This is a genomic window from Citrobacter sp. RHBSTW-00570 (assembly GCF_013739755.1).
GTDB classification, from domain to species: domain Bacteria; phylum Pseudomonadota; class Gammaproteobacteria; order Enterobacterales; family Enterobacteriaceae; genus Citrobacter; species Citrobacter braakii.
The window spans coordinates 335343-354732 of the sequence record NZ_CP056399.1 but is presented as its reverse complement, the minus strand read 5'-3'; the positions used below and the strand labels follow the sequence as shown (position 1 = coordinate 354732).

At 53.2% G+C, this 19390-nt stretch carries 17 protein-coding genes; 6 read left to right on the top strand and 11 right to left on the bottom strand.

Annotation, left to right across the window (positions count from 1 at the left end; translation table 11 throughout):
• Nucleotides 1-11: 11 nt before the first annotated feature.
• The 9 genes from dam to HV237_RS01565 all read right to left on the bottom strand — a co-directional run bounded on the left by dam (nucleotide 12) and on the right by HV237_RS01565 (nucleotide 7731).
• Nucleotides 12-848, bottom strand: coding sequence for an adenine-specific DNA-methyltransferase (gene dam, locus HV237_RS01605; protein ID WP_016154786.1), 837 nt, complete (start codon nucleotides 846-848; stop codon nucleotides 12-14).
• 117 nt (nucleotides 849-965) lie between these two features.
• Nucleotides 966-2252, bottom strand: a complete 1287-nt coding sequence (damX, locus tag HV237_RS01600; RefSeq protein WP_016157630.1) for a cell division protein DamX — start codon at nucleotides 2250-2252, stop codon at nucleotides 966-968.
• A 96-nt stretch (nucleotides 2253-2348) separates the two neighbouring features.
• Entirely contained in the window at nucleotides 2349-3437 is a 1089-nt protein-coding gene (gene aroB, locus HV237_RS01595; protein ID WP_047358161.1) for a 3-dehydroquinate synthase, read from the bottom strand.
• Nucleotides 3438-3494: 57 nt separating this feature from the next.
• On the bottom strand, nucleotides 3495-4016 hold the full coding sequence (gene aroK, locus HV237_RS01590) for a shikimate kinase AroK (RefSeq protein WP_003023552.1): 522 nt from the start codon (nucleotides 4014-4016) through the stop codon (nucleotides 3495-3497).
• Nucleotides 4017-4420: 404 nt separating this feature from the next.
• On the bottom strand, nucleotides 4421-5668 hold the full coding sequence (gene hofQ, locus HV237_RS01585) for a DNA uptake porin HofQ (RefSeq protein WP_016157631.1): 1248 nt from the start codon (nucleotides 5666-5668) through the stop codon (nucleotides 4421-4423).
• Nucleotides 5571-5984, bottom strand: a complete 414-nt coding sequence (locus tag HV237_RS01580; protein ID WP_016154790.1) for a HofP DNA utilization family protein — start codon at nucleotides 5982-5984, stop codon at nucleotides 5571-5573. The genes hofQ and HV237_RS01580 overlap by 98 nt, the downstream gene beginning before the upstream one ends.
• Nucleotides 5974-6429: a hypothetical protein gene (locus HV237_RS01575; protein ID WP_047358162.1), complete on the bottom strand. Its 456-nt coding sequence runs from the start codon at nucleotides 6427-6429 to the stop codon at nucleotides 5974-5976. Before HV237_RS01575 ends, HV237_RS01580 begins: the two co-directional genes overlap by 11 nt.
• Entirely contained in the window at nucleotides 6413-6952 is a 540-nt protein-coding gene (locus HV237_RS01570) for a PilN domain-containing protein (protein WP_047358212.1), read from the bottom strand. Before HV237_RS01570 ends, HV237_RS01575 begins: the two co-directional genes overlap by 17 nt.
• The gene (locus tag HV237_RS01565) at nucleotides 6952-7731 is read right to left on the bottom strand and encodes a hypothetical protein (RefSeq protein ID WP_047358163.1); all 780 of its coding nucleotides are present in this window, start codon (nucleotides 7729-7731) and stop codon (nucleotides 6952-6954) included. Before HV237_RS01565 ends, HV237_RS01570 begins: the two co-directional genes overlap by 1 nt.
• A gap of 120 nt (nucleotides 7732-7851) precedes the next feature.
• Here HV237_RS01565 and mrcA point away from each other — a divergent pair, with 120 nt between their 5' ends.
• Nucleotides 7852-10404: a peptidoglycan glycosyltransferase/peptidoglycan DD-transpeptidase MrcA gene (mrcA, locus tag HV237_RS01560; protein ID WP_047358164.1), complete on the top strand. Its 2553-nt coding sequence runs from the start codon at nucleotides 7852-7854 to the stop codon at nucleotides 10402-10404.
• A gap of 58 nt (nucleotides 10405-10462) precedes the next feature.
• On the opposite strand, the gene nudE is transcribed toward mrcA, so the two are convergent.
• Complete coding sequence (gene nudE, locus HV237_RS01555) at nucleotides 10463-11023, bottom strand: ADP compounds hydrolase NudE (RefSeq protein ID WP_047358165.1); 561 nt, start codon at nucleotides 11021-11023, stop codon at nucleotides 10463-10465.
• 322 nt (nucleotides 11024-11345) lie between these two features.
• On the opposite strand from nudE, the gene igaA reads away from it, so the two are divergent.
• The 4 genes from igaA to hslO all read left to right on the top strand — a co-directional run bounded on the left by igaA (nucleotide 11346) and on the right by hslO (nucleotide 15527).
• Nucleotides 11346-13481 (top strand): intracellular growth attenuator protein IgaA, encoded by a 2136-nt coding sequence (gene igaA, locus HV237_RS01550; protein ID WP_047358166.1) that lies wholly within the window; start codon nucleotides 11346-11348, stop codon nucleotides 13479-13481.
• 62 nt (nucleotides 13482-13543) lie between these two features.
• The gene (gene yrfG, locus HV237_RS01545) at nucleotides 13544-14212 is read left to right on the top strand and encodes a GMP/IMP nucleotidase (RefSeq protein ID WP_016157638.1); all 669 of its coding nucleotides are present in this window, start codon (nucleotides 13544-13546) and stop codon (nucleotides 14210-14212) included.
• A gap of 10 nt (nucleotides 14213-14222) precedes the next feature.
• Nucleotides 14223-14624, top strand: a complete 402-nt coding sequence (gene hslR, locus HV237_RS01540; RefSeq protein ID WP_016154798.1) for a ribosome-associated heat shock protein Hsp15 — start codon at nucleotides 14223-14225, stop codon at nucleotides 14622-14624.
• Between the two features lie 24 nt (nucleotides 14625-14648).
• Nucleotides 14649-15527, top strand: coding sequence for an Hsp33 family molecular chaperone HslO (gene hslO, locus HV237_RS01535; protein WP_016157640.1), 879 nt, complete (start codon nucleotides 14649-14651; stop codon nucleotides 15525-15527).
• Between the two features lie 82 nt (nucleotides 15528-15609).
• On the opposite strand, the gene HV237_RS01530 is transcribed toward hslO, so the two are convergent.
• Nucleotides 15610-17328 (bottom strand): DUF4153 domain-containing protein, encoded by a 1719-nt coding sequence (locus HV237_RS01530; RefSeq protein WP_047358167.1) that lies wholly within the window; start codon nucleotides 17326-17328, stop codon nucleotides 15610-15612.
• Between the two features lie 378 nt (nucleotides 17329-17706).
• Here HV237_RS01530 and pckA point away from each other — a divergent pair, with 378 nt between their 5' ends.
• The gene (pckA, locus tag HV237_RS01525) at nucleotides 17707-19329 is read left to right on the top strand and encodes a phosphoenolpyruvate carboxykinase (ATP) (protein ID WP_016154801.1); all 1623 of its coding nucleotides are present in this window, start codon (nucleotides 17707-17709) and stop codon (nucleotides 19327-19329) included.
• The last annotated feature ends 61 nt before the right edge of the window (nucleotides 19330-19390 follow it).

Below are 19390 nucleotides of genomic sequence, written 5' to 3'. Positions count from 1 at the left end.
CTCCTTGAGAATTATTTCTTCGCAGGCGTTACAACTCCTGGTTTATACAGTGCCAGCAGTTCGTTCACCTTTTTACGCGTGCCGCCATTGCTGCTAATGCTGCGCCGCACTTTGACCTGAAAATGTTTCGCCGATCGGTACCATTCGCGGGTATCGGGCGTGTCATGGTTCGAAATTAACACCGGGATCTGCTTACTGACCAGCTTTTCTGCCATCTCGGCCAGATGTGCCTGCTCTTTTGGGCTAAAGCTGTTGGTATGATACGCGGTGAAATTTGCCGTCGCCGAAAGCGGTGCATAAGGCGGGTCACAATAGACCACAGAGTTGCTATCCGCACGGTCCATGCACTCTTCATAGGAGAGACAATGGAACTCCGCATTCTGCGCTTTTTCAGCAAAATGGTACAACTCGGCTTCCGGGAAGTAAGGTTTTTTATAACGACCAAACGGTACATTAAACTCGCCGCGCAGGTTATAACGGCACAATCCGTTGTAACCAAAGCGGTTCAGATACAAGAACAGCACTGCACGGCGGAACGGATCCTGACTGGCATTAAATTCTTCTCTGAACCGATAGTACACCTCAGCCTGATTAGTTTCAGGCATAAACAGCTCACGCGAAGCCTGCACATACTCATCGGTACGTGTCTTCACGATGTTATAGAGACTGATGAGGTCGCTGTTGATATCGGCAAGAATATAACGAGAAAAGTCGGTGTTGAGAAACACCGACCCGGCACCCACGAAAGGTTCAATCAGGCATTCACCCTGAGGTAAATGCCGTTTGATATCATCAAGCAGGGGGTATTTTCCCCCTGCCCATTTCAAAAAAGCGCGATTTTTTTTCATGCTGACTAACTAATTACACCTTCTCCGGCTGTGGAGAAAGCTCCGACAGCATCCTGCGCTTTAGTCTTTGTCCCGCAATTGGGCGAAACAGCAAACCATTGCAGAACATATCCTATCTTACTTCAAATCGGCCTGAACCTGGTGCAGCGGTTTTGCCCACGGATTTTTCGCCTGAATATCGGCGGGTAGCGTAGACACTGCACGTTTCGCATCTTCTTTAGACGCATACACGCCTGTTACCAGAACATACCACGGTTGACCGTTACGCGTCGTCTGATACACCACGTAGTTTTTCAGGTTTTCTTTCTTCGCCCAACCGTTAAGGTTGTCGTAGTTAGAAGAACTGCTGAGCTGCAGCGTGTAATGGCTGGACGGCGCAGATTTTAACGCTCCGACATTTCCTGCACTTTTCGCTCCACCAGCAACAGGTGTTGACGTTGTTGCCGTCGCAGTTGGCGCAGGCGTTGTAGTCGCGGTTGCTTTCGGCTCAACGGTCGCCTTCGGCGTAGCGGTAACCACAGGTGCTTTGGTTGTAGTCGTCGGCGCAGTTGCAGTTGGTTTTGCCTGAGCAACAGGTTTCGGCTCTGTCTGCGTCGCTTTCACCGTAGTTTGCGGTTTGCTCTTCGGCTCAATAACGGCCTGTTTACGTTCCTGGTGTGTCGCAGCAGGGCGTTCAGCCGTTTCCGTTTTCGCAGTCTGGCGCACAGCATTACCATTACGAACTGGCGCAACGGTCGCCGGTTCGGTCGGCAGCGTAGAGTTAACCACTACATTGTTAACCTGCTCCTGGCCTTGCGGTTGCGTCAGAGCGTTGTTCAGATCGCCCTGCACTTCAACACGCTGCTGGCCTTCAGTTGCCGCAGGTGTCTGACCTTGAGTTGGGGTAGAGGAAATCGGCGGTAGGGAAACATCCTGCTGGGTATTGCCAGCGGTCTGCTCAGCGCCTGTTGCAGGCGTAGTCGTGCTCGCCTGATCCGTCGCGTTGTTGCCAGAAAGATCGATGCTCTTCTCGCCAGATCCAGCCTGCTCACTGGGAGATGATGAGGGGGCTTTCAGCGCAGAACCGATACCGATGATCAGCAGCAACAGCACCAGGACACCGACACCCATCATCATATACTGACGAGAGGCAGGCTTGCTGGCGGGTTTCTTACGCTTGCGCGGACGGCGTTCTACACGCTCTTCATCCACATCATCGTCATCAGATTCATACTCTTCTTCAATGTCCCGTTCTTCTTCACGCTCTTTACGTGCGCGCGCAGGACGGCGATCGTCAGCATCCAGATCAACATCATCAAAATTGATTTGCGGCTCATTATCGCGTTCAGACGATTGACGAGAACGACCAGTACGACGATCGCTGGGATCGGGTTTCAGCTCGTCTTCTGGTTTGAATTCATCCATTTAACACCCCACTCAAAGGTTAATGCTTACGACTTTGCACATAACCTGAAGCTAAAAGACCTACGTTTCGCAACGCAAGCCAGACCTTTCTTGTTGTTACGCCGGCTGGCAATCAGCAATAGCGTTAAGAACCACCTCGTGCGACACTCCGCCGCGCACTTCACTCTTCCCTATAGCCCGCGGAAGCACTAAACGAATCTCTCCCGCTAACACTTTTTTATCTCGCAGCATGTGCGGCAGATAAGCCTCGCTGGACATTTCACGCGGTCCATTGACCGGCAAGCCCGCTCGCTGCAGCAGCGTAATGATGCGCTGCGTATCAGCGGAGGTAAACTGTCCAAGACGTTCTGACGTACGAGCAGCCATTACCATACCTGCTGCAACGGCTTCACCATGTAACCAATTGCCATAACCCATTTCAGCTTCGATCGCATGGCCAAACGTGTGTCCCAGATTCAGTAAAGCACGTAAGCCCATTTCACGCTCGTCCGCTGCGACAACTTCTGCTTTCAGCTCACAACAACGACGAATACAGTACGCCATCGCCGGACCATCCAGACGCAATAACGCATCCAGATTTTCTTCCAGCCAACTGAAAAATTCACCGTCAAGGATGATGCCGTATTTGATCACTTCCGCCAGCCCCGATGCCAGCTCACGCGCAGGAAGCGTTTTCAGACAATCGAGATCCACCACAACGGACGCCGGTTGGTAAAACGCGCCAATCATGTTTTTACCGAGGGGATGGTTTACGGCGGTTTTGCCGCCAACGGAGGAGTCGACCTGCGACAACAGGGTTGTCGGGACTTGAATAAAACGAACACCACGCTGATAGCTGGCTGCCGCAAAACCGGTCAGATCGCCTATCACGCCGCCGCCAAGTGCGACTAACGTGGTATCACGACCGTGCGGTTTTTGCAGTAACGCAGTGAAAACCGTATCCAGAACCGTCAGGCTTTTATACTGCTCGCCATCGGGAAGGATAACGCTATCAACGTTAACACCCGCCTGTTCAAGTACGCCGCGAACCTTATCGAGATAAAGGGGAGCCAGGGTTTCGTTGGTTACCAACATAACCTGATCGCCCGATTTCAGCGGTAAGAATGAAGCTGGCTCATTAAACAAACCAGCCGCGATGGTGATAGGGTAACTACGTTCCCCGAGAGTGACTGTGATCCTCTCCATTACGCGACATCCACCTTAGTTACTTGTACCCGCAGACGAGTGTGTATTCAGCCAGAATTAGTTGCTTTCCAACATATGAATAATCTGGTTTGCTACGACTTTTGCGCTCTGATCGTCGGTGCGAATGGTCACGTCAGCAATCTCTTCGTACAGAGGATTGCGTTCGTCAGCCAACGCTTCCAGAACTTCACGAGGCGGCGATTCTACCTGCAGCAGCGGGCGTTTCTTGTCACGTTGAGTTCGCGCAAGTTGTTTTTCAATTGTCGTTTCAAGATAGACCACGACGCCACGCGCGGAAAGACGGTTACGTGTTTCACGTGATTTAACAGAGCCACCGCCAGTTGCCAGCACAATACCCTGTTTTTCCGTCAACTCGTTGATGACTTTTTCTTCGCGATCACGGAAGCCGTCTTCACCTTCTACATCGAAGACCCAGCCCACATCAGCTCCGGTTCGTTTCTCAATCTCTTGATCAGAATCGTAAAATTCCATATTGAGTTGTTGAGCTAACTGGCGCCCAATAGTGCTTTTTCCGGCACCCATAGGCCCAACCAGAAAGATATTGCGTTTCTCTGCCATTTTTTCGGTACTACTAAGACTATTCGTTAATGGTAAACCCGCTTCGCAGACACTCAGCGCAGCAGGACATGAACTGAAACCTCATAAGATATTGCGAGAGTCAGACTGAAAATTATCTCAATACTCAAGCGGGTTTGGCAACTGAATAAATCACCAAACCTTACGCATTTCTGGTCGTGGCAGGCATGCTACCCTGCAAACATCAGACCTGGCGACGTATCGCGCAGCCAAATGACACCAAATAAGCCTATGACACACCACCAGAAAGGCAAAGCGTATTTACTGCCGCATAAGTAAAGAAAAGTACCGACACTCAAATCGGTACTCCTTGTATGCTAAATACACCCGCACGTCAAATCTCTGAAACGTGTTCAGTGCAAAAACAACGGCTTTTCATGCATAAGTTATTGCGTTGAAACCAGTCTGGGCGTAATAAAAACCACTAATTCACGCCGTTCATCTTCTTTACCATCATGACGAAAGAGAGAGCCAAGCCAGGGGATGTCGCCTAACAGCGGCACGCTGTCGGCTGCGGATTTATTCTTATGTGAAAAAATCCCGCCCAGCGCAATCGTCTCGCCGCTTTTTACCTCGACCTGAGTTTCAATCTCCTGCTTATCAATAGCCAGAACTTCGCCATCCGCCTGCTGTAGCACCTGCCCGGGAACATTCTGGCTGATATGCAGTTTTAGTCTGATTCGTCCTTTCTGCAATACGGTGGGCGTGACTTCCATCCCTAATACAGCTTCCTTGAACTCGACGGATGTCGCGCCGCTTTCACCGCTGGAGACCTGATAAGGGATCTCACTACCCTGCTTAATACTGGCAGGTTGCAGGTGAGAAGCCAGTAAGCGTGGACTGGCGATGATGTCCAACTGCTGTTTTTGCTCCAGCGCAGACAGCTCCAGCTCGAGTAAACGACCGTTAATACGGCCAATGTTAAATCCCACACGGGATGTGGCTGTGGATACAGAAAGATCGCTGGCAAGCGTTGTGACGTTCCCCACCGCCCCCGATTGCTGTGCGTCAGCCAGCGACCACTTCACCCCCAGCTCACGCAAGCTTTTTTCATTAATCGTCACGATATGCGCCGCCAGTTCGACTTGTGCAACCGGCAGATCCATTTGCGCCACCCACGTTTCCAGTGCGTTAAGCGCAACGCTATTATCACGCAGCAGTAAGCGGTTGGTGCGTTTATCCACCGTCATGCTTCCTTTGGCGCTGAGCAGCTTTTCTCCGGCTTTTGCCAGCTCGGAGGCATCAGCATATTGCAAAATGATACTGCGATGTTCCAACGGCAGGCTGGCCTGAAGCCGTGCCTGCTCATTGTCCTGACGAGCCGCATTTTCACTCTGCCATTGAACAGAATGCACATGCAGAATGTTGCCTTCCTGGCGTAATACCAGCCCGGCGCTTTTCACCACCGTTTGCAATGCCTGCTTCCAGGGCACATCCGTCAAATGCAGTGACAGCACACCGCTGACATCCGGTGAAACTACCAGGTTTTTCTTTTCCTGTTCGGCCAGCGCCTGCAATACCTGCACAACCGGCACATCATCGACCACCAGCGTCACGTTTTGTGATTTCGCCGCCAGTACGCTCTGAATCCCGACCACCAGTACGAGTACTATCCATGCCATCCATCGCTTCATTTATCGCTCCTTGTCGTTGCCACTGCCACTGCGACGGCTCGCAGTTTTTCCCTGTGTCGAGGGTTACGCTCTGGGCCGTTATCTGCGTAACAGTCCAACCGTTTTTCAGGACATCATTTCGCTCAACCCGCTGCCATTTTTTCTGGCTATCCTGAACAATGCCAATGGGTCGTGCGCCCTGGCTCAATATTCCCTGATAGCGCCATGCCGACAGCTCAGCAATTTGGCAACGGTCCTCCGGCGGCAGGAAGGGATTACGCATACCGGTGAGTATCAGTACGCTTACGCACGCCAACAGCCAGCGTTCAACCATCATTCAGGCGCTCCAGTTGTAGTGTTAACAGCAGCTCTGCACCTTCTGCGTAAAGAGAAAACCGGCTGACGTTCATCCCTTGCTCCGCCAATTGGTCAAACATCGGCGGGATGGCATCCCAGCCTGGCTTCAGCGTCATTTCTCCTCCCTGTGCGGAGGGTTGCCAGTGGATAAGATGTGCAAGAGGAGTCTGAAACAGCAGTGGGGAGAACGGAATCAGCGTCTCTTCAGGCTCTTCTGGCGATGCCGCCAGCAGATATAAATTTCGCCATTGCGCCTGAATGGCCGCTCGTTGCTGATTTAGCGCCTCTTGTTGCATAACCCGTTTCTGCGCGGTGGAGCTGAGGCATAACATGACGACGATGAGCAGTCCCAGCATCCAGCCACAGCCGCAGATGAGCCGAAAGCGCGGCGACTGCGCTAACCAGCTATCACCAAGCGTTTTCATGCGCACCGCTCCGCATCAGTCGATAGTGGAATTGCCAGCGTCCCTGCGCATCCTGCTGCGTTTCGCCAGGGCTACCCAATTTAAACAGCGGCAGCTGGCGTAATTGCGCTTCCAGCGCCTTCAGCGCGGCAAAGCTCAGCGTGTTTCCCGTCAGTTCCAGCGTATCCTGCTGCCAGGTTATTTTTGTTAACCACGCCTGCTCTGGCAGTAATTCCGCCAACCCTTGCAAAACCCGCTGCCAGCTTCGGGTCTGCTTACGCTGTTTGTTCCGCGCTTGAACCTGTTGCCATCGTTGCTGGCGCTGCTGCACACGCGGCTTTAGCGCCATTAAAGCCTCGGCCCGCGTCTTTTCGGCATCCGCTAACAACAATTCGACCTGGTTTTCTACGCTCAAAACGCTGTAATAGCGCAACAACACGCCGCTACTAAGCAGTAGCGAAGCGCCAAATAAAACACTCCAGAAGCGTAGGCAGGCGCGACGTCGCGTCTGGCGCCAGGGCAGAAGATTGATGGTCGCTATCATCAACATGTGACTCCCATAGCGAGTCCCAGTGCAATGGTGAAGCGATGGCTTTGCGTTGGAATTGGCGGCTGGCGTACAGACACCACGCTTAAAGGATCGAAGCCGCTGGGATCGCATAGCGCAATGGCTGTCGTGGAAAGCGATAATGTCGCGGCAAGCTCGTCGATACAGCCAATATCGCCCGTTGATTTACGCCCCCATGCCGAACGGGTCGCCCATAGCCACTGGGTGTCATCACGCCATACCAGACACTGATGACGTTCTGGCAGGTAAGGTATAAATCGCTGTAACGCGCTGGCATCCGGCGTAATCGCCGTAACCTGTACCTTCAACGTTTGGATAAGCGTCAGAAGCGCTGAAATCTCTTTGCTTTGCGCGGCAGTGACGTTAAACGCCGGGCTTAACGTGTCTTCGCTATAATCAAAATGCAGCGCATCCGGCGCCATATCCAGCTCACGCGCCATCGAACCGGATAACCATGCGGCTTGCTCCGGCTCGCGCAGCATCATTTCCGGACGAGGGTACTTTTTTTGTAACGTCCTGTTGGCAGGAAAAGAGAGATGAATATGGTGTCGGCGAGGAAGCTCCCGGCTCCACGGCAGTAGCGCTGCGACAAGCTGTTCAGGCTCGCGAATATGGCCATCGACGATAACCTGAGGCGTCAGCGGTATACGCCACCAGCGCTGGAGAAACCACCCGGATGCGTCGTGAACTGCGGCGACAGCCAGCGCTTCATGTTGCTGAATATGCAGACCAATTTTCCAGATATTGAAAGCCATTGCTGATGATCTCCTTATCACCCGTTGCTTTAACGGGTATATCAATGCGTCTGGCTTGCCTTTATACTACCGCGCGTTTGTTTATAAACTGCCCAAATGCCACTAAATGGGAAATCTCCAGTGAAGTTCGTAAAGTATTTATTAATCCTTGCAGTATGTTGCATCCTGCTGGGAGCAGGCTCGATTTATGGCCTCTATCGCTATATTGAGCCGCAATTACCTGACGTCGCGACGCTCAAAGATGTGCGTTTACAGATCCCGATGCAGGTTTACAGCGCTGATGGCGAGCTGATCGCGCAATATGGCGAGAAACGTCGAATCCCGGTCACCCTGGATCAGATGCCGCCGGTAATGGTTAAAGCCTTTATCGCTACCGAAGACAGTCGTTTTTATGAGCACCACGGGGTAGACCCGGTGGGGATCTTCCGTGCTGCCAGCGTCGCGCTGTTCTCCGGCCATGCCTCACAAGGGGCCAGCACCATCACCCAACAGTTGGCGAGAAACTTCTTCCTGAGCCCGGAACGTACGCTGATGCGTAAGATCAAAGAAGTGTTCCTGGCGATCCGCATTGAACAACTGCTGAGTAAAGATGAGATCCTCGAACTGTATCTGAACAAGATTTACCTGGGGTATCGCGCTTATGGCGTAGGTGCTGCCGCGCAGGTCTATTTCGGTAAGACGGTTGATCAGCTCAGCTTAAGTGAAATTGCGGTGATTGCCGGTCTGCCAAAAGCGCCGTCAACCTTCAACCCCCTCTATTCGATGGAAAGGGCAACCGCGCGACGTAACGTCGTACTGTCGCGTATGTTGAGCGAAAACTACATCACGCAGGCCCAGTACGATCAGGCGCGCGGCGAAGCCATTGACGCCAACTACCACGCGCCGGAAATCGCCTTCTCCGCGCCGTATCTCTCTGAGATGGTGCGCCAGGAGATGTATAACCGTTATGGCGAGAAAGCCTATGAGGACGGGTATCGCATCACCACCACCATTACGCGCAAAGTACAGCAGGCGGCTCAGCAGGCAGTACGTAACAACGTAATGGATTACGACATGCGCCACGGTTACCGCGGCCCGTCGAACGTGCTGTGGAAAGTGGGCGAAAGCAGTTGGGACAGCAAGAAAATCACCGATACGCTGAAAGCGCTACCGACTTATGGTCCCCTGCTACCGGCGGTTGTTACCAGCGCCAATCCGCAGGAAGCCATTGCCGCGCTAGCGGATGGTACGTCAGTGTCATTACGGATGGAAGGCATGCGCTGGGCGCGTCCTTACCGCTCGGATACCCAGCAAGGCCCGACGCCGCGCAAAGTGACTGATGTGGTGCAAACCGGGCAGCAAATCTGGGTACGCCAGGTTGGCGATGCCTGGTGGCTGGCACAAGTACCGGACGTCAACTCCGCACTGGTCTCCATCAATCCGCAAAACGGCGCGGTGCTGGCGCTGGTCGGTGGTTTTGACTTCAACCAGAGCAAGTTTAACCGTGCAACCCAGGCGTTACGCCAGGTGGGTTCCAACATCAAACCATTCCTGTATACCGCCGCGATGGATAAAGGTCTGACGCTGGCGAGCATGCTCAACGACGTGCCGATCTCCCGCTGGGATGCCGGCGCGGGTTCCGACTGGCAGCCGAAGAACTCACCGCCGCAATACGCCGGTCCTATCCGCTTACGTCAGGGGCTGGGTCAGTCGAAAAACGTGGTGATGGTACGCGCCATGCGCGCGATGGGCGTGGATTACGCAGCAGAGTATCTGCAACGTTTCGGCTTCCCGGCACAAAACATTGTGCACACCGAGTCGCTGGCGCTGGGTTCTGCCTCGTTCACGCCGTTGCAGGTGGCGCGCGGTTATGCAGTGATGTCTAACGGCGGCTTCCTGGTCGATCCGTATTTCATCAGTAAAATCGAAAGCGATATGGGCGGCGTTATCTTCGAGGCGAAGCCGAAAATTGCCTGTCCGGAATGCGATATTCCGGTGATTTATGGTGATACCCAGAAATCTAACGTGCTGGAGAACAGTAACGTCGAAGATGTCGCCGTCTCGCAGGAACAGCAGAATGCCGCCGTGCCTATGCCTCAGCTTGAGCAGGCAAACCAGGCGCTGGTCGCGCAAAGCGGCACGCAGGAGTACGCTCCACACGTGATCAACACGCCGCTGGCCTTCCTGATTAAAAGCGCCCTGAACACCAATATCTTTGGTGAGCCGGGCTGGATGGGAACCGGTTGGCGTGCAGGTCGCGATTTACAGCGCCATGATATCGGCGGGAAAACCGGGACCACCAACAGCTCTAAAGATGCATGGTTCTCCGGCTACGGGCCAGGCGTGGTGACGTCGGTATGGATCGGGTTTGATGACCATCGCCGCAATCTCGGACACACGACGGCTTCTGGGGCGATCAAAGACCAGATCTCCGGCTACGAAGGCGGCGCAAAGAGCGCACAGCCTGCCTGGGATGCCTATATGAAGTCCGTGCTGGAAGGCGTGCCTGAGCAGCCGCTGACGCCGCCGCCGGGTATCGTGACGGTCAATATCGATCGCAGCACCGGTCAACTGGCAAGCGGTGGCAACAGCCGCGCAGAATACTTCATTGAAGGCACTCAGCCGACGCAACAGGCGGTGCATGAGGTGGGGACGACCATTATTGATAATGGTGAGACGCACGAACTGTTCTGATCCCTGACCGTTCAAAAAAAGGCGCTTCGGCGCCTTTTTTATTATTCGTGAAGAGAAATTAAAGCCGCCCTTGTCCTTTCAGCCATTCACGCACGAGGAACAGCGCACTCACATTACGCGCTTCGTGAAAGTCAGGATCTTTCAGCAGGTCCATCATATGCGCCAGCGGCCAGCGCACCTGTGGTAATGGTTCAGGCTCATCACCTTCCAGCGATTCAGGATATAAGTCCTCCGCCACCACGATGTTCATTTTGCTGGAGAAATAGGACGGCGCCATGCTGAGTTTCTTTAAAAACGTCAGATCTTTTGCGCCAAACCCCACCTCTTCTTTCAGCTCCCGATTCGCCGCTTCATACACGCTTTCGCCAGGATCGATTAACCCCTTGGAAAAACCCAGTTCGTAAGATTCGGTCCCGACCGCGTATTCGCGGATGAGGATCAGGTGGTCGTCCACAATCGGCACAATCATTACCGCTTCACGCGTGGACGGGCGCATACGTTCATAAACGCGGCGTACGCCATTGCTGAACTCAAGCTCCACGCTTTCGACTTTAAACAGCCGGGATTGGGCGACGGTTTCCACTTTCAAAATCGTGGGTTTCTGTAATGATTTGCTCATTGTGAGGATCTTTGCTGTGAAATCTGGGGTTATTGTGCGATATACCGCACGGTTTCGGCAATGTGAATTGCCGTTTATTTACATTTATGTAACGTACTAAAAGTTAATCCCTATTTCAAATTAAAAGTCAATAGGTTGAAATAACTCCAGGAATTTGCTGATATTCCATTTTTAGTGATTTTGCTATGATTCGCATTTACTGGGCTGTACTTAAAGATGCTCAAGTTCGACTCCACACTTGCCGATAGCCAACCACATAATCACGAATATTGAACAGGGTGCGACTGACCACGCCTGACAGACTAAGTAAGATGGGGAAAGCATGAGCACCATTCTGATTTTTTTAGCTGCTTTGCTGGCCTGCTCATTGCTTGCAGGATGGCTACTCAGAACGAAATCCAGACGGAAAAATTTACCCTTGAGCAACGTCTTCTCAGACGCCTCGAAGCGTAAACTCACGCCTGAAGAGCGCAGTGCAGTCGAAAACTATCTCGAAAGCCTTAGTCAAATTCAACAGGTACCTGGTCCAACGGGCGCCAGCTCCGCGCCGGTGTCATTAACGCTGAATGCCCAAAGTAATAGCGTCATCGTACTTACGCACGCGATTACACGTTACGGCATTACTACCGACGATCCTAACAAATGGCGTTACTATCTTGATTCCGTTGAGGTACATCTTCCCCCTTTCTGGGAACAATACATCAATGACGAAAACAGCGTTGAGCTAATCCACACCAATACGATACCGCTGGTTATCTCCCTGAACGGCCATACGCTGCAGGAATATATGCAGGAAGCGCGTGGCTATGCGTTACAGCACACCGCCTCTACTCAGGCGTCCATTCGCGGTGAAGAAAGCGAGCAGATTGAACTGCTGAATATTCGTCAGGAAACCCATGAAGAATATGCGCTCAGCCGCCCATCGGGATTGCGCGAGGCGTTACTGATTGCCGCATCGTTCCTGCTGTTCTTTTTCTGTTTGATAATCCCGGATACGTTTGTTCCGTGGACAGTTGGTGGCGCGGTGCTGCTACTGGCTGCGGGTCTGTGGGGGCTGTTTGCCCCACCGTCTAAAACCGCCCTGCGGGAAATTCATTGTCTGCGCGGTACGCCGCGTCGCTGGGGGCTGTTTGGCGAAAACGACCAGGAGCAAATTAATAATATCTCGCTAGGTATTATTGATCTGATTTATCCACCGCACTGGCAGCCTTACATCGCACAAGATCTTGGCCAGCAAACGGATATTGATATTTATCTCGATCGCCACGTTGTACGCCAGGGGCGTTTTTTATCGCTGCATGACGAAGTCAAAAACTTCCCGTTACAGCACTGGCTGCGCAACGCCGTCATCGCGGGCGGCTCGTTGCTGGTGCTGCTGATGCTGCTGTTTTGGATCCCGCTGGATATGCCGATAAAGCTTACGCTTTCCTGGATGAAGGGCGCGCAAACTATCGAAGCCACCAGCGTTAAACAGCTTGAAAACGCGGGCGTTCGCGTGGGTGACACGCTGCATCTGAGCGGTACGGGTATGTGTAACATTCATACCCAAGGGAGCTGGAATGCGCAGCCTTCCGCGCCGTTTATGCCTTTCGATTGCACGCAAATTATCTGGAATGATGCGCGCGCATTACCGCTGCCTGAGTCCGATCTGGTGAATAAAGCCACCGCGCTCACGCAGGCGGTGAACCGCCAACTGCACCCCAAAGCGGATGATGACTCTCGCGTCAGCGCATCGTTACGCTCGGCAATCCAAAAGTCCGGAATGGTGTTACTGGACGATTTTGGCGAGATTGTCCTGAAAACGGCCGATCTGTGCGCGGCCAAAGATGAATGTGTACGTTTAAAAAATGCACTGGTTAACCTTGGTAACAGTAAAGACTGGACGGCGCTGGTGAAACGGGCGAACGCAGGCAAACTGGATGGTGTGAACGTGCTGCTGCGTCCGGTAAGCGCGGAGTCGTTGGATAATCTGGTGAATACCTCTACGGCGCCGTTTATTTCACGCGAGACTGCGCGAGCGGCCCAGACGCTGAATAGCCCAGCCCCTGGCGGTTTCCTGATTATCAGCGACGAAGGCAGCGATCTGGTCGATCAGCCGTGGCCGACAACCTCGCTATATGACTATCCCCCACAGGAACAGTGGAACGCCTTCCTGCGCCTGGCGCAGATGCTGATGCAGACGCCGTTTCGCGCGGAGGGGATCGTCACCAATATTTCGACTGACGCCAATGGCACCCAGCACATTGGCCTGCACCGTATCCCGGATCGTTCAGGATTATGGCGTTACCTTGGCACAACGCTGCTGATGTTCTCCATGCTCGGATGCGCTGTCTACAACAGCATACAGGCTTTCAGACGCTACCAGCGTCACCGCTCCCGCATCACGGAAATTCAGAGCTACTACGAAAGTTGCCTGAATCCAACGCTGATTGACAACCCCGAAAGCCTGATTCGATAACACGCTCGCGCGACAGGATATGCTACCCTGTCGCGCATCATGTTTTCTTCTGGGGAGTTTCCATGCAGATCAATATTGCCTGGCAGGATGTCGATACCGTGTTGTTAGATATGGACGGCACGCTGCTCGACCTGGCATTCGATAACTATTTCTGGCAAAAACTGGTGCCGGAAACCTATGGCGCGAAACAGGGTATCTCTCCCCAGGAAGCCCAGGACTATATTCGTCAGCAGTATCATGCCGTGCAGCATACGCTAAACTGGTACTGCCTGGATTACTGGAGCGAATGCCTGGATCTTGATATTTGCGCCATGACAACGGAACAGGGACCGCGCGCCGTTTTGCGTGAAGATACCGTACCGTTTCTTGATGCCTTAAAAGCCAGCGGCAAGCGCCGTATTTTGCTCACCAACGCGCATCCCCATAACCTGGCGGTGAAGCTGGAGCATACCGGTCTGGCCTCACACCTTGATTTATTACTTTCCACCCACACATTTGGTTATCCCAAAGAGGATCAGCGGTTATGGCACGCTGTGGCTGAAGAAACGGGAATGAGTGCAGAGAAGACGCTGTTTATTGATGACAGCGAACCCATTCTCGACGCCGCTGCTCTGTACGGTATTCGTTACTGCCTCGGCGTGACCAATCCCGACTCAGGCATCGCGGAAAAACAGTACGCACGCCATCCGTCACTGAATGACTACCGCCGACTGATCCCCTCACTGATGTGAAGGAGACGCCATGAAAGAAAAGCCCTCTGCTGATGTCAGGCTGGATAAATGGCTGTGGGCTGCACGCTTTTACAAAACGCGTGCGCTAGCCCGCGAAATGGTTGAAGGCGGTAAGGTGCATTACAACGGCCAGCGCAGCAAACCGAGCAAGATTGTCGAGCTGAACGCCACCCTCACCCTGCGCCAGGGAAATGACGAGCGAACGGTCATTATCAAGGCTATTACCGAGCAGCGTCGCCCGGCCACGGAAGCCGTTACGCTGTATGAAGAAACCGCGGAAAGCGTAGAAAAACGCGAAAAAGTGGCGCTGGCGCGTAAACTTAACGCGTTAACCATGCCGCACCCGGACAGGCGACCGGACAAGAAAGAGCGCCGCGACCTGTTACGATTTAAACATGGCGACAGCGAGTGACTGTCACCTGCAAGAGAGATGATTATGCCGCAACATGACCAATTACATCGTTATCTGTTTGAAAACTTTGCCGTGCGCGGCGAGCTGGTGACCGTTTCGGAAACCCTGCAACAGATCCTCGAAAATCATACTTACCCGCAGCCGGTCAAGAACGTGCTGGCTGAACTGCTGGTCGCCACCAGCCTGCTCACCGCCACGCTGAAGTTTGCCGGTGATATCACCGTACAGCTGCAGGGCGATGGTCCGCTGAGCCTGGCCGTCATTAACGGCAACAACAATCAGCAGATGCGCGGCGTGGCCCGTATGCAGGGCGATATCCCTGAAGGAGCTGATCTCAAAACGCTGGTAGGCAACGGCTACCTGGTGATCACCATTACCCCAGAAGAAGGCGAGCGCTATCAGGGCGTGGTTGGTCTGGAAGGCGACACGCTGGCCGCATGTCTGGAAGATTACTTCATGCGTTCTGAACAACTGCCGACACGTCTGTTTATCCGTACTGGCGACGTCGATGGCAAACCCGCTGCTGGCGGGATGCTTCTGCAGGTAATGCCGGCGCAAAACGCGCAGGCAGATGATTTCGATCACCTGACAGCCCTGACCGAAACCATCAAAACCGAAGAGCTGTTAACGCTCCCGGCCAACGAAGTGCTGTGGCGCTTGTACCACGAAGAAGAGGTTACTCTCTACGATCCGCAGGACGTTGAGTTCAAATGCACCTGTTCACGCGAACGCTGCGCTGGCGCACTGAAAACGCTGCCGGACGAAGAAGTGGACAGCATTCTGGCGGAAGAAGGCGAGATCGATATGCACTGCGATTACTGCGGGAGCCACTATCTGTTTAATGCCATGGACATTGCTGAGATCCGTAGCAACGCTTCCCCGGCGGACCCGCAGGTACATTAATCACCACTGCCTATCCGGCCCACAATCGTCGACCGGATAGGCGTTCGCACCGCCATCCATCAAAACGCTATCTGCAACACGCTCACTCGTTGTAATAATTCATCGGCAATCGGGTGCCATCAATGGTGATATCACGCCAAACTCTGGGGGCTGAATTCAGTTGATGATTCGCCACCGCCTGCAGCAGTTTATCCTTATTGAATCCTGCAGGTAGCTGACCTGATGCGATGAGTTCCCATTTATCCTCTTTCCTGGCAAAGACCAGACTCTCACCATCGCCAAAAGCATACAGCACCTGCTCAGGCTTACCATCAGCATTGAGGTCCTGATCGACCAGGACGCATGCATCCTGCTCAACGCAGGATGTAATGCGGTAGCTCTGCCCTTTGACAAACGCCCAGAAGGTCTCATCGGGTTGCCTGCTACCCGGAGCTATCATCACTTTCGGCGCTAGTTGAGTGATAGTCAGGTTCTGCATGGGATCGCGACGTCCTTGCAGCAGAGAATTTAAGTCGCGCCGACGCTTACTGTCTTGGTTAAACGCCGCATCTTTTTGTAATGCCTCCAACGCCGCACGTCCCGGTTTTCCGCTATTACCCAACATATACAGGCTGACCTGATCCGGCTTAATTTTGCCGCTATGATACAGCCCCATATGGCTGTTGACGCTGATGCGCCAGGCATCAATAACCGGCGACGACAGCAAAATCAACAGCCCCAACGCCAGCAACGACACGCAAAGAATCACCTTCCCCTGAAGCTCAAGCGAATTGCGCCCACGGCGTAAAATACTCGCCAGATAGCCAAACGACCAGAGCAGCAGCACACAGACCACCAGCACGCCATATAAACGCTCGGGCGTCCAACCGTACTGTTGAATTCGCACCCACAGTGACCAACCGGCAATCAGCATATAGATGGGCGCGACAACCAGGGCGCATTTGATCAGGTAGCGTAACGCGGCTGGATAGGGAAGCGCCTCTTTCTGCGGCTCGCGAACGATAGCCATCAACAACAGCAGGAGCAGCGCCAGCGTTGACATCAACCCAGCCGCAGATACCCGCTGCGAGATAGCCTCCAGGCCGGTGAAGGGCAAGGTCAGCACAAACATCAGCGCCAGCAGCGCGACCAGGGGTAACAGACCGGTGGCGATCAAAGTCAGTAACTTTTGGACCGCCGCAACCAGACGCGACTGCGTGCGGGTCAGTACCACCGCCAGTGCGGTAACCAGGCCAAAGGCCACGTAGCCAAACCAGTCGGTATCAAAGAAAAGCGTGTCGAAGAAGGTAATACCAACGAGCTTAAACATCTCGCTCCATAGCAGGAGCACCATCCAGAACAGACCGTTGGCGACAAAGACAATCAGTAACGTCAGCGCATTAAGCCACAAACTCGTATAAAACTGCGCATAGCGCGCCTGCTGGCGGGATGCGTGGAGCGAGTACTGAATCCATGGCAATGCCAGCATCGCCATCAGCAGTAAGCGCCAGCCGTACAACATAAAAATATCATTTTGCCGCCACTTATCGCTGTCCTCGACTTGCCACTTTAGCCAGACGCTCATCGCCAGCACGACAACAAAGATCAGCGCCATCCAGTACCACAGCGCACGTTGTTTGAAAGAGACAACGGTGAGTAAAAGCGCCGAGGAGAGAGCAATTGTCGCGGGCATGCCATAGAACAGCCAGCCGTCATTATGCGGCACCAGATATGTCATCAGCAGGTAGCACAATATCCCCTGTAACAGGCCGATAGATATCATGCCCCAGCGAGTAGTACGTGAAAGTTCAACACTATCCATGTCGTCACCCAGAATGAAGAGAAAAGGTAATTATCGCATCAACTTCACAATTTTGAGCATTGATAGGCCGATCCCGGACCACTGCGGCGGGAAGTGAATCGATATTGTTTATGTATGAGTTACGTTATTTTCTTACGTGAATGCGATTACACTCACAAGTTCCCCGCCAAAAACACTCTCTATTAACGTTTTAAGAACATTTTCCACAACAAAAAAGGGTTTCCTGCCATAATATCCGCCTCTTTGTGACAGGAGTCGCAGCGCATTCGGTTATCCGTGATTTTCCCGGATGCGTAAATCTATGAGCCTTGTCGCGGTTAGCAATCCCTAAAAAACCTTACTATTCCAGGTAATACATATTGGCTAAGGAGCAGTGAAATGCGTGTGAACAACAGTTTAACCCCGCAAGATCTCAAGGCTTATGGTATCAATGACGTTCAGGATATCGTTTACAATCCAGACTACGACACGCTTTTCCAGGAGGAACTTGATCCAAACCTGGAAGGTTATGAGCGTGGCGTGTTAACAAACCTGGGCGCCGTTGCCGTTGATACCGGTATCTTTACCGGACGTTCGCCAAAGGATAAGTATATTGTCCGTGACGACACCACGCGCGACACGCTCTGGTGGTCCGACAAAGGTAAAGGTAAGAACGACAACAAACCGCTCTCCCCGGAAACCTGGCAGCATCTGAAAGGATTAGTCACCCAGCAGCTTTCCGGCAAGCGTCTGTTTATCATTGATGCATTCTGCGGCGCTAACGCCGATACCCGCCTTTCCGTACGCTTCATTACCGAAGTAGCCTGGCAGGCGCATTTTGTTAAAAACATGTTCATCCGCCCAAGCGACGAAGAGCTGGTTGATTTCAAACCTGATTTCATCGTGATGAACGGCGCTAAATGCACTAACCCGCAGTGGAAAGAGCAGGGTCTGAACTCCGAAAACTTCGTGGCTTTCAATCTGACTGAGCGTATCCAGTTGATTGGTGGCACCTGGTACGGCGGCGAAATGAAGAAAGGTATGTTCTCCGTAATGAACTACCTGCTGCCGCTGAAAGGCATTGCCTCCATGCACTGCTCGGCAAACGTCGGGGAAAAAGGTGATGTGGCAGTCTTCTTTGGCCTGTCCGGTACGGGTAAAACAACGCTGTCCACCGATCCGAAACGCCGCCTGATTGGCGATGACGAACACGGCTGGGATGACGACGGCGTGTTTAACTTTGAAGGCGGTTGCTACGCGAAGACCATCAAACTGTCTAAAGATGCCGAGCCGGAAATCTACAACGCAATCCGTCGTGACGCGCTGCTGGAAAACGTCACCGTGCGCGCAGATGGTTCCATCGACTTCGACGACGGTTCCAAAACCGAAAACACCCGCGTGTCCTACCCGATTTATCACATCGATAACATCGTTAAGCCGGTGTCAAAAGCGGGTCACGCCACCAAAGTGATCTTCCTGACCGCCGACGCGTTTGGCGTGCTGCCGCCGGTCTCTCGTCTGACGGCAGACCAAACCCAGTACCACTTCCTGTCTGGCTTCACCGCCAAACTGGCCGGTACCGAACGTGGCGTCACCGAACCAACCCCAACCTTCTCAGCCTGCTTTGGCGCAGCATTCCTGTCACTGCACCCAACGCAGTACGCAGAAGTACTGGTGAAACGTATGCAGGCGGCAGGTGCGCAGGCATATCTGGTTAACACCGGCTGGAACGGTACCGGCAAGCGTATCTCTATCAAAGATACTCGCGCGATTATCGACGCTATCCTGAACGGTTCGCTGGATGACGCAGAAACGTTCCGTCTGCCGATGTTTGACCTGGCTATCCCAACCGAGCTGCCTGGCGTAGATACTCGCATTCTCGATCCGCGTAATACCTATGCTTCTCCGGAGCAGTGGCAGGAAAAAGCCAACGCACTGGCGAAACTGTTTATCGAGAACTTCGAGAAATACACCGATACCCCTGCGGGTGAAGCGCTGGTTAGCGCCGGACCGAAGCTGTAACGAAGAGTGCCGGATGGCGGTTTCGCCTTATCCGGCCTACAGCAACAAAAAGGGAGGCATT

Coding starts and splice junctions, on each gene's coding strand:
- dam (WP_016154786.1), bottom strand. CDS start 848: ATGAAAAAAAATCGCGCTTTTTTGAAATGGGCAGGGGGAAAATACCCC.
- HV237_RS01565 (WP_047358163.1), bottom strand. CDS start 7,731: ATGGCTTTCAATATCTGGAAAATTGGTCTGCATATTCAGCAACATGAA.
- hslR (WP_016154798.1), top strand. CDS start 14,223: ATGAAAGAAAAGCCCTCTGCTGATGTCAGGCTGGATAAATGGCTGTGG.
- hofQ (WP_016157631.1), bottom strand. CDS start 5,668: ATGAAGCGATGGATGGCATGGATAGTACTCGTACTGGTGGTCGGGATT.
- pckA (WP_016154801.1), top strand. CDS start 17,707: ATGCGTGTGAACAACAGTTTAACCCCGCAAGATCTCAAGGCTTATGGT.
- aroK (WP_003023552.1), bottom strand. CDS start 4,016: ATGGCAGAGAAACGCAATATCTTTCTGGTTGGGCCTATGGGTGCCGGA.
- damX (WP_016157630.1), bottom strand. CDS start 2,252: ATGGATGAATTCAAACCAGAAGACGAGCTGAAACCCGATCCCAGCGAT.
- HV237_RS01580 (WP_016154790.1), bottom strand. CDS start 5,984: ATGATGGTTGAACGCTGGCTGTTGGCGTGCGTAAGCGTACTGATACTC.
- nudE (WP_047358165.1), bottom strand. CDS start 11,023: ATGAGCAAATCATTACAGAAACCCACGATTTTGAAAGTGGAAACCGTC.
- aroB (WP_047358161.1), bottom strand. CDS start 3,437: ATGGAGAGGATCACAGTCACTCTCGGGGAACGTAGTTACCCTATCACC.
- igaA (WP_047358166.1), top strand. CDS start 11,346: ATGAGCACCATTCTGATTTTTTTAGCTGCTTTGCTGGCCTGCTCATTG.
- hslO (WP_016157640.1), top strand. CDS start 14,649: ATGCCGCAACATGACCAATTACATCGTTATCTGTTTGAAAACTTTGCC.
- HV237_RS01575 (WP_047358162.1), bottom strand. CDS start 6,429: ATGAAAACGCTTGGTGATAGCTGGTTAGCGCAGTCGCCGCGCTTTCGG.
- HV237_RS01570 (WP_047358212.1), bottom strand. CDS start 6,952: ATGATAGCGACCATCAATCTTCTGCCCTGGCGCCAGACGCGACGTCGC.
- HV237_RS01530 (WP_047358167.1), bottom strand. CDS start 17,328: ATGGATAGTGTTGAACTTTCACGTACTACTCGCTGGGGCATGATATCT.
- yrfG (WP_016157638.1), top strand. CDS start 13,544: ATGCAGATCAATATTGCCTGGCAGGATGTCGATACCGTGTTGTTAGAT.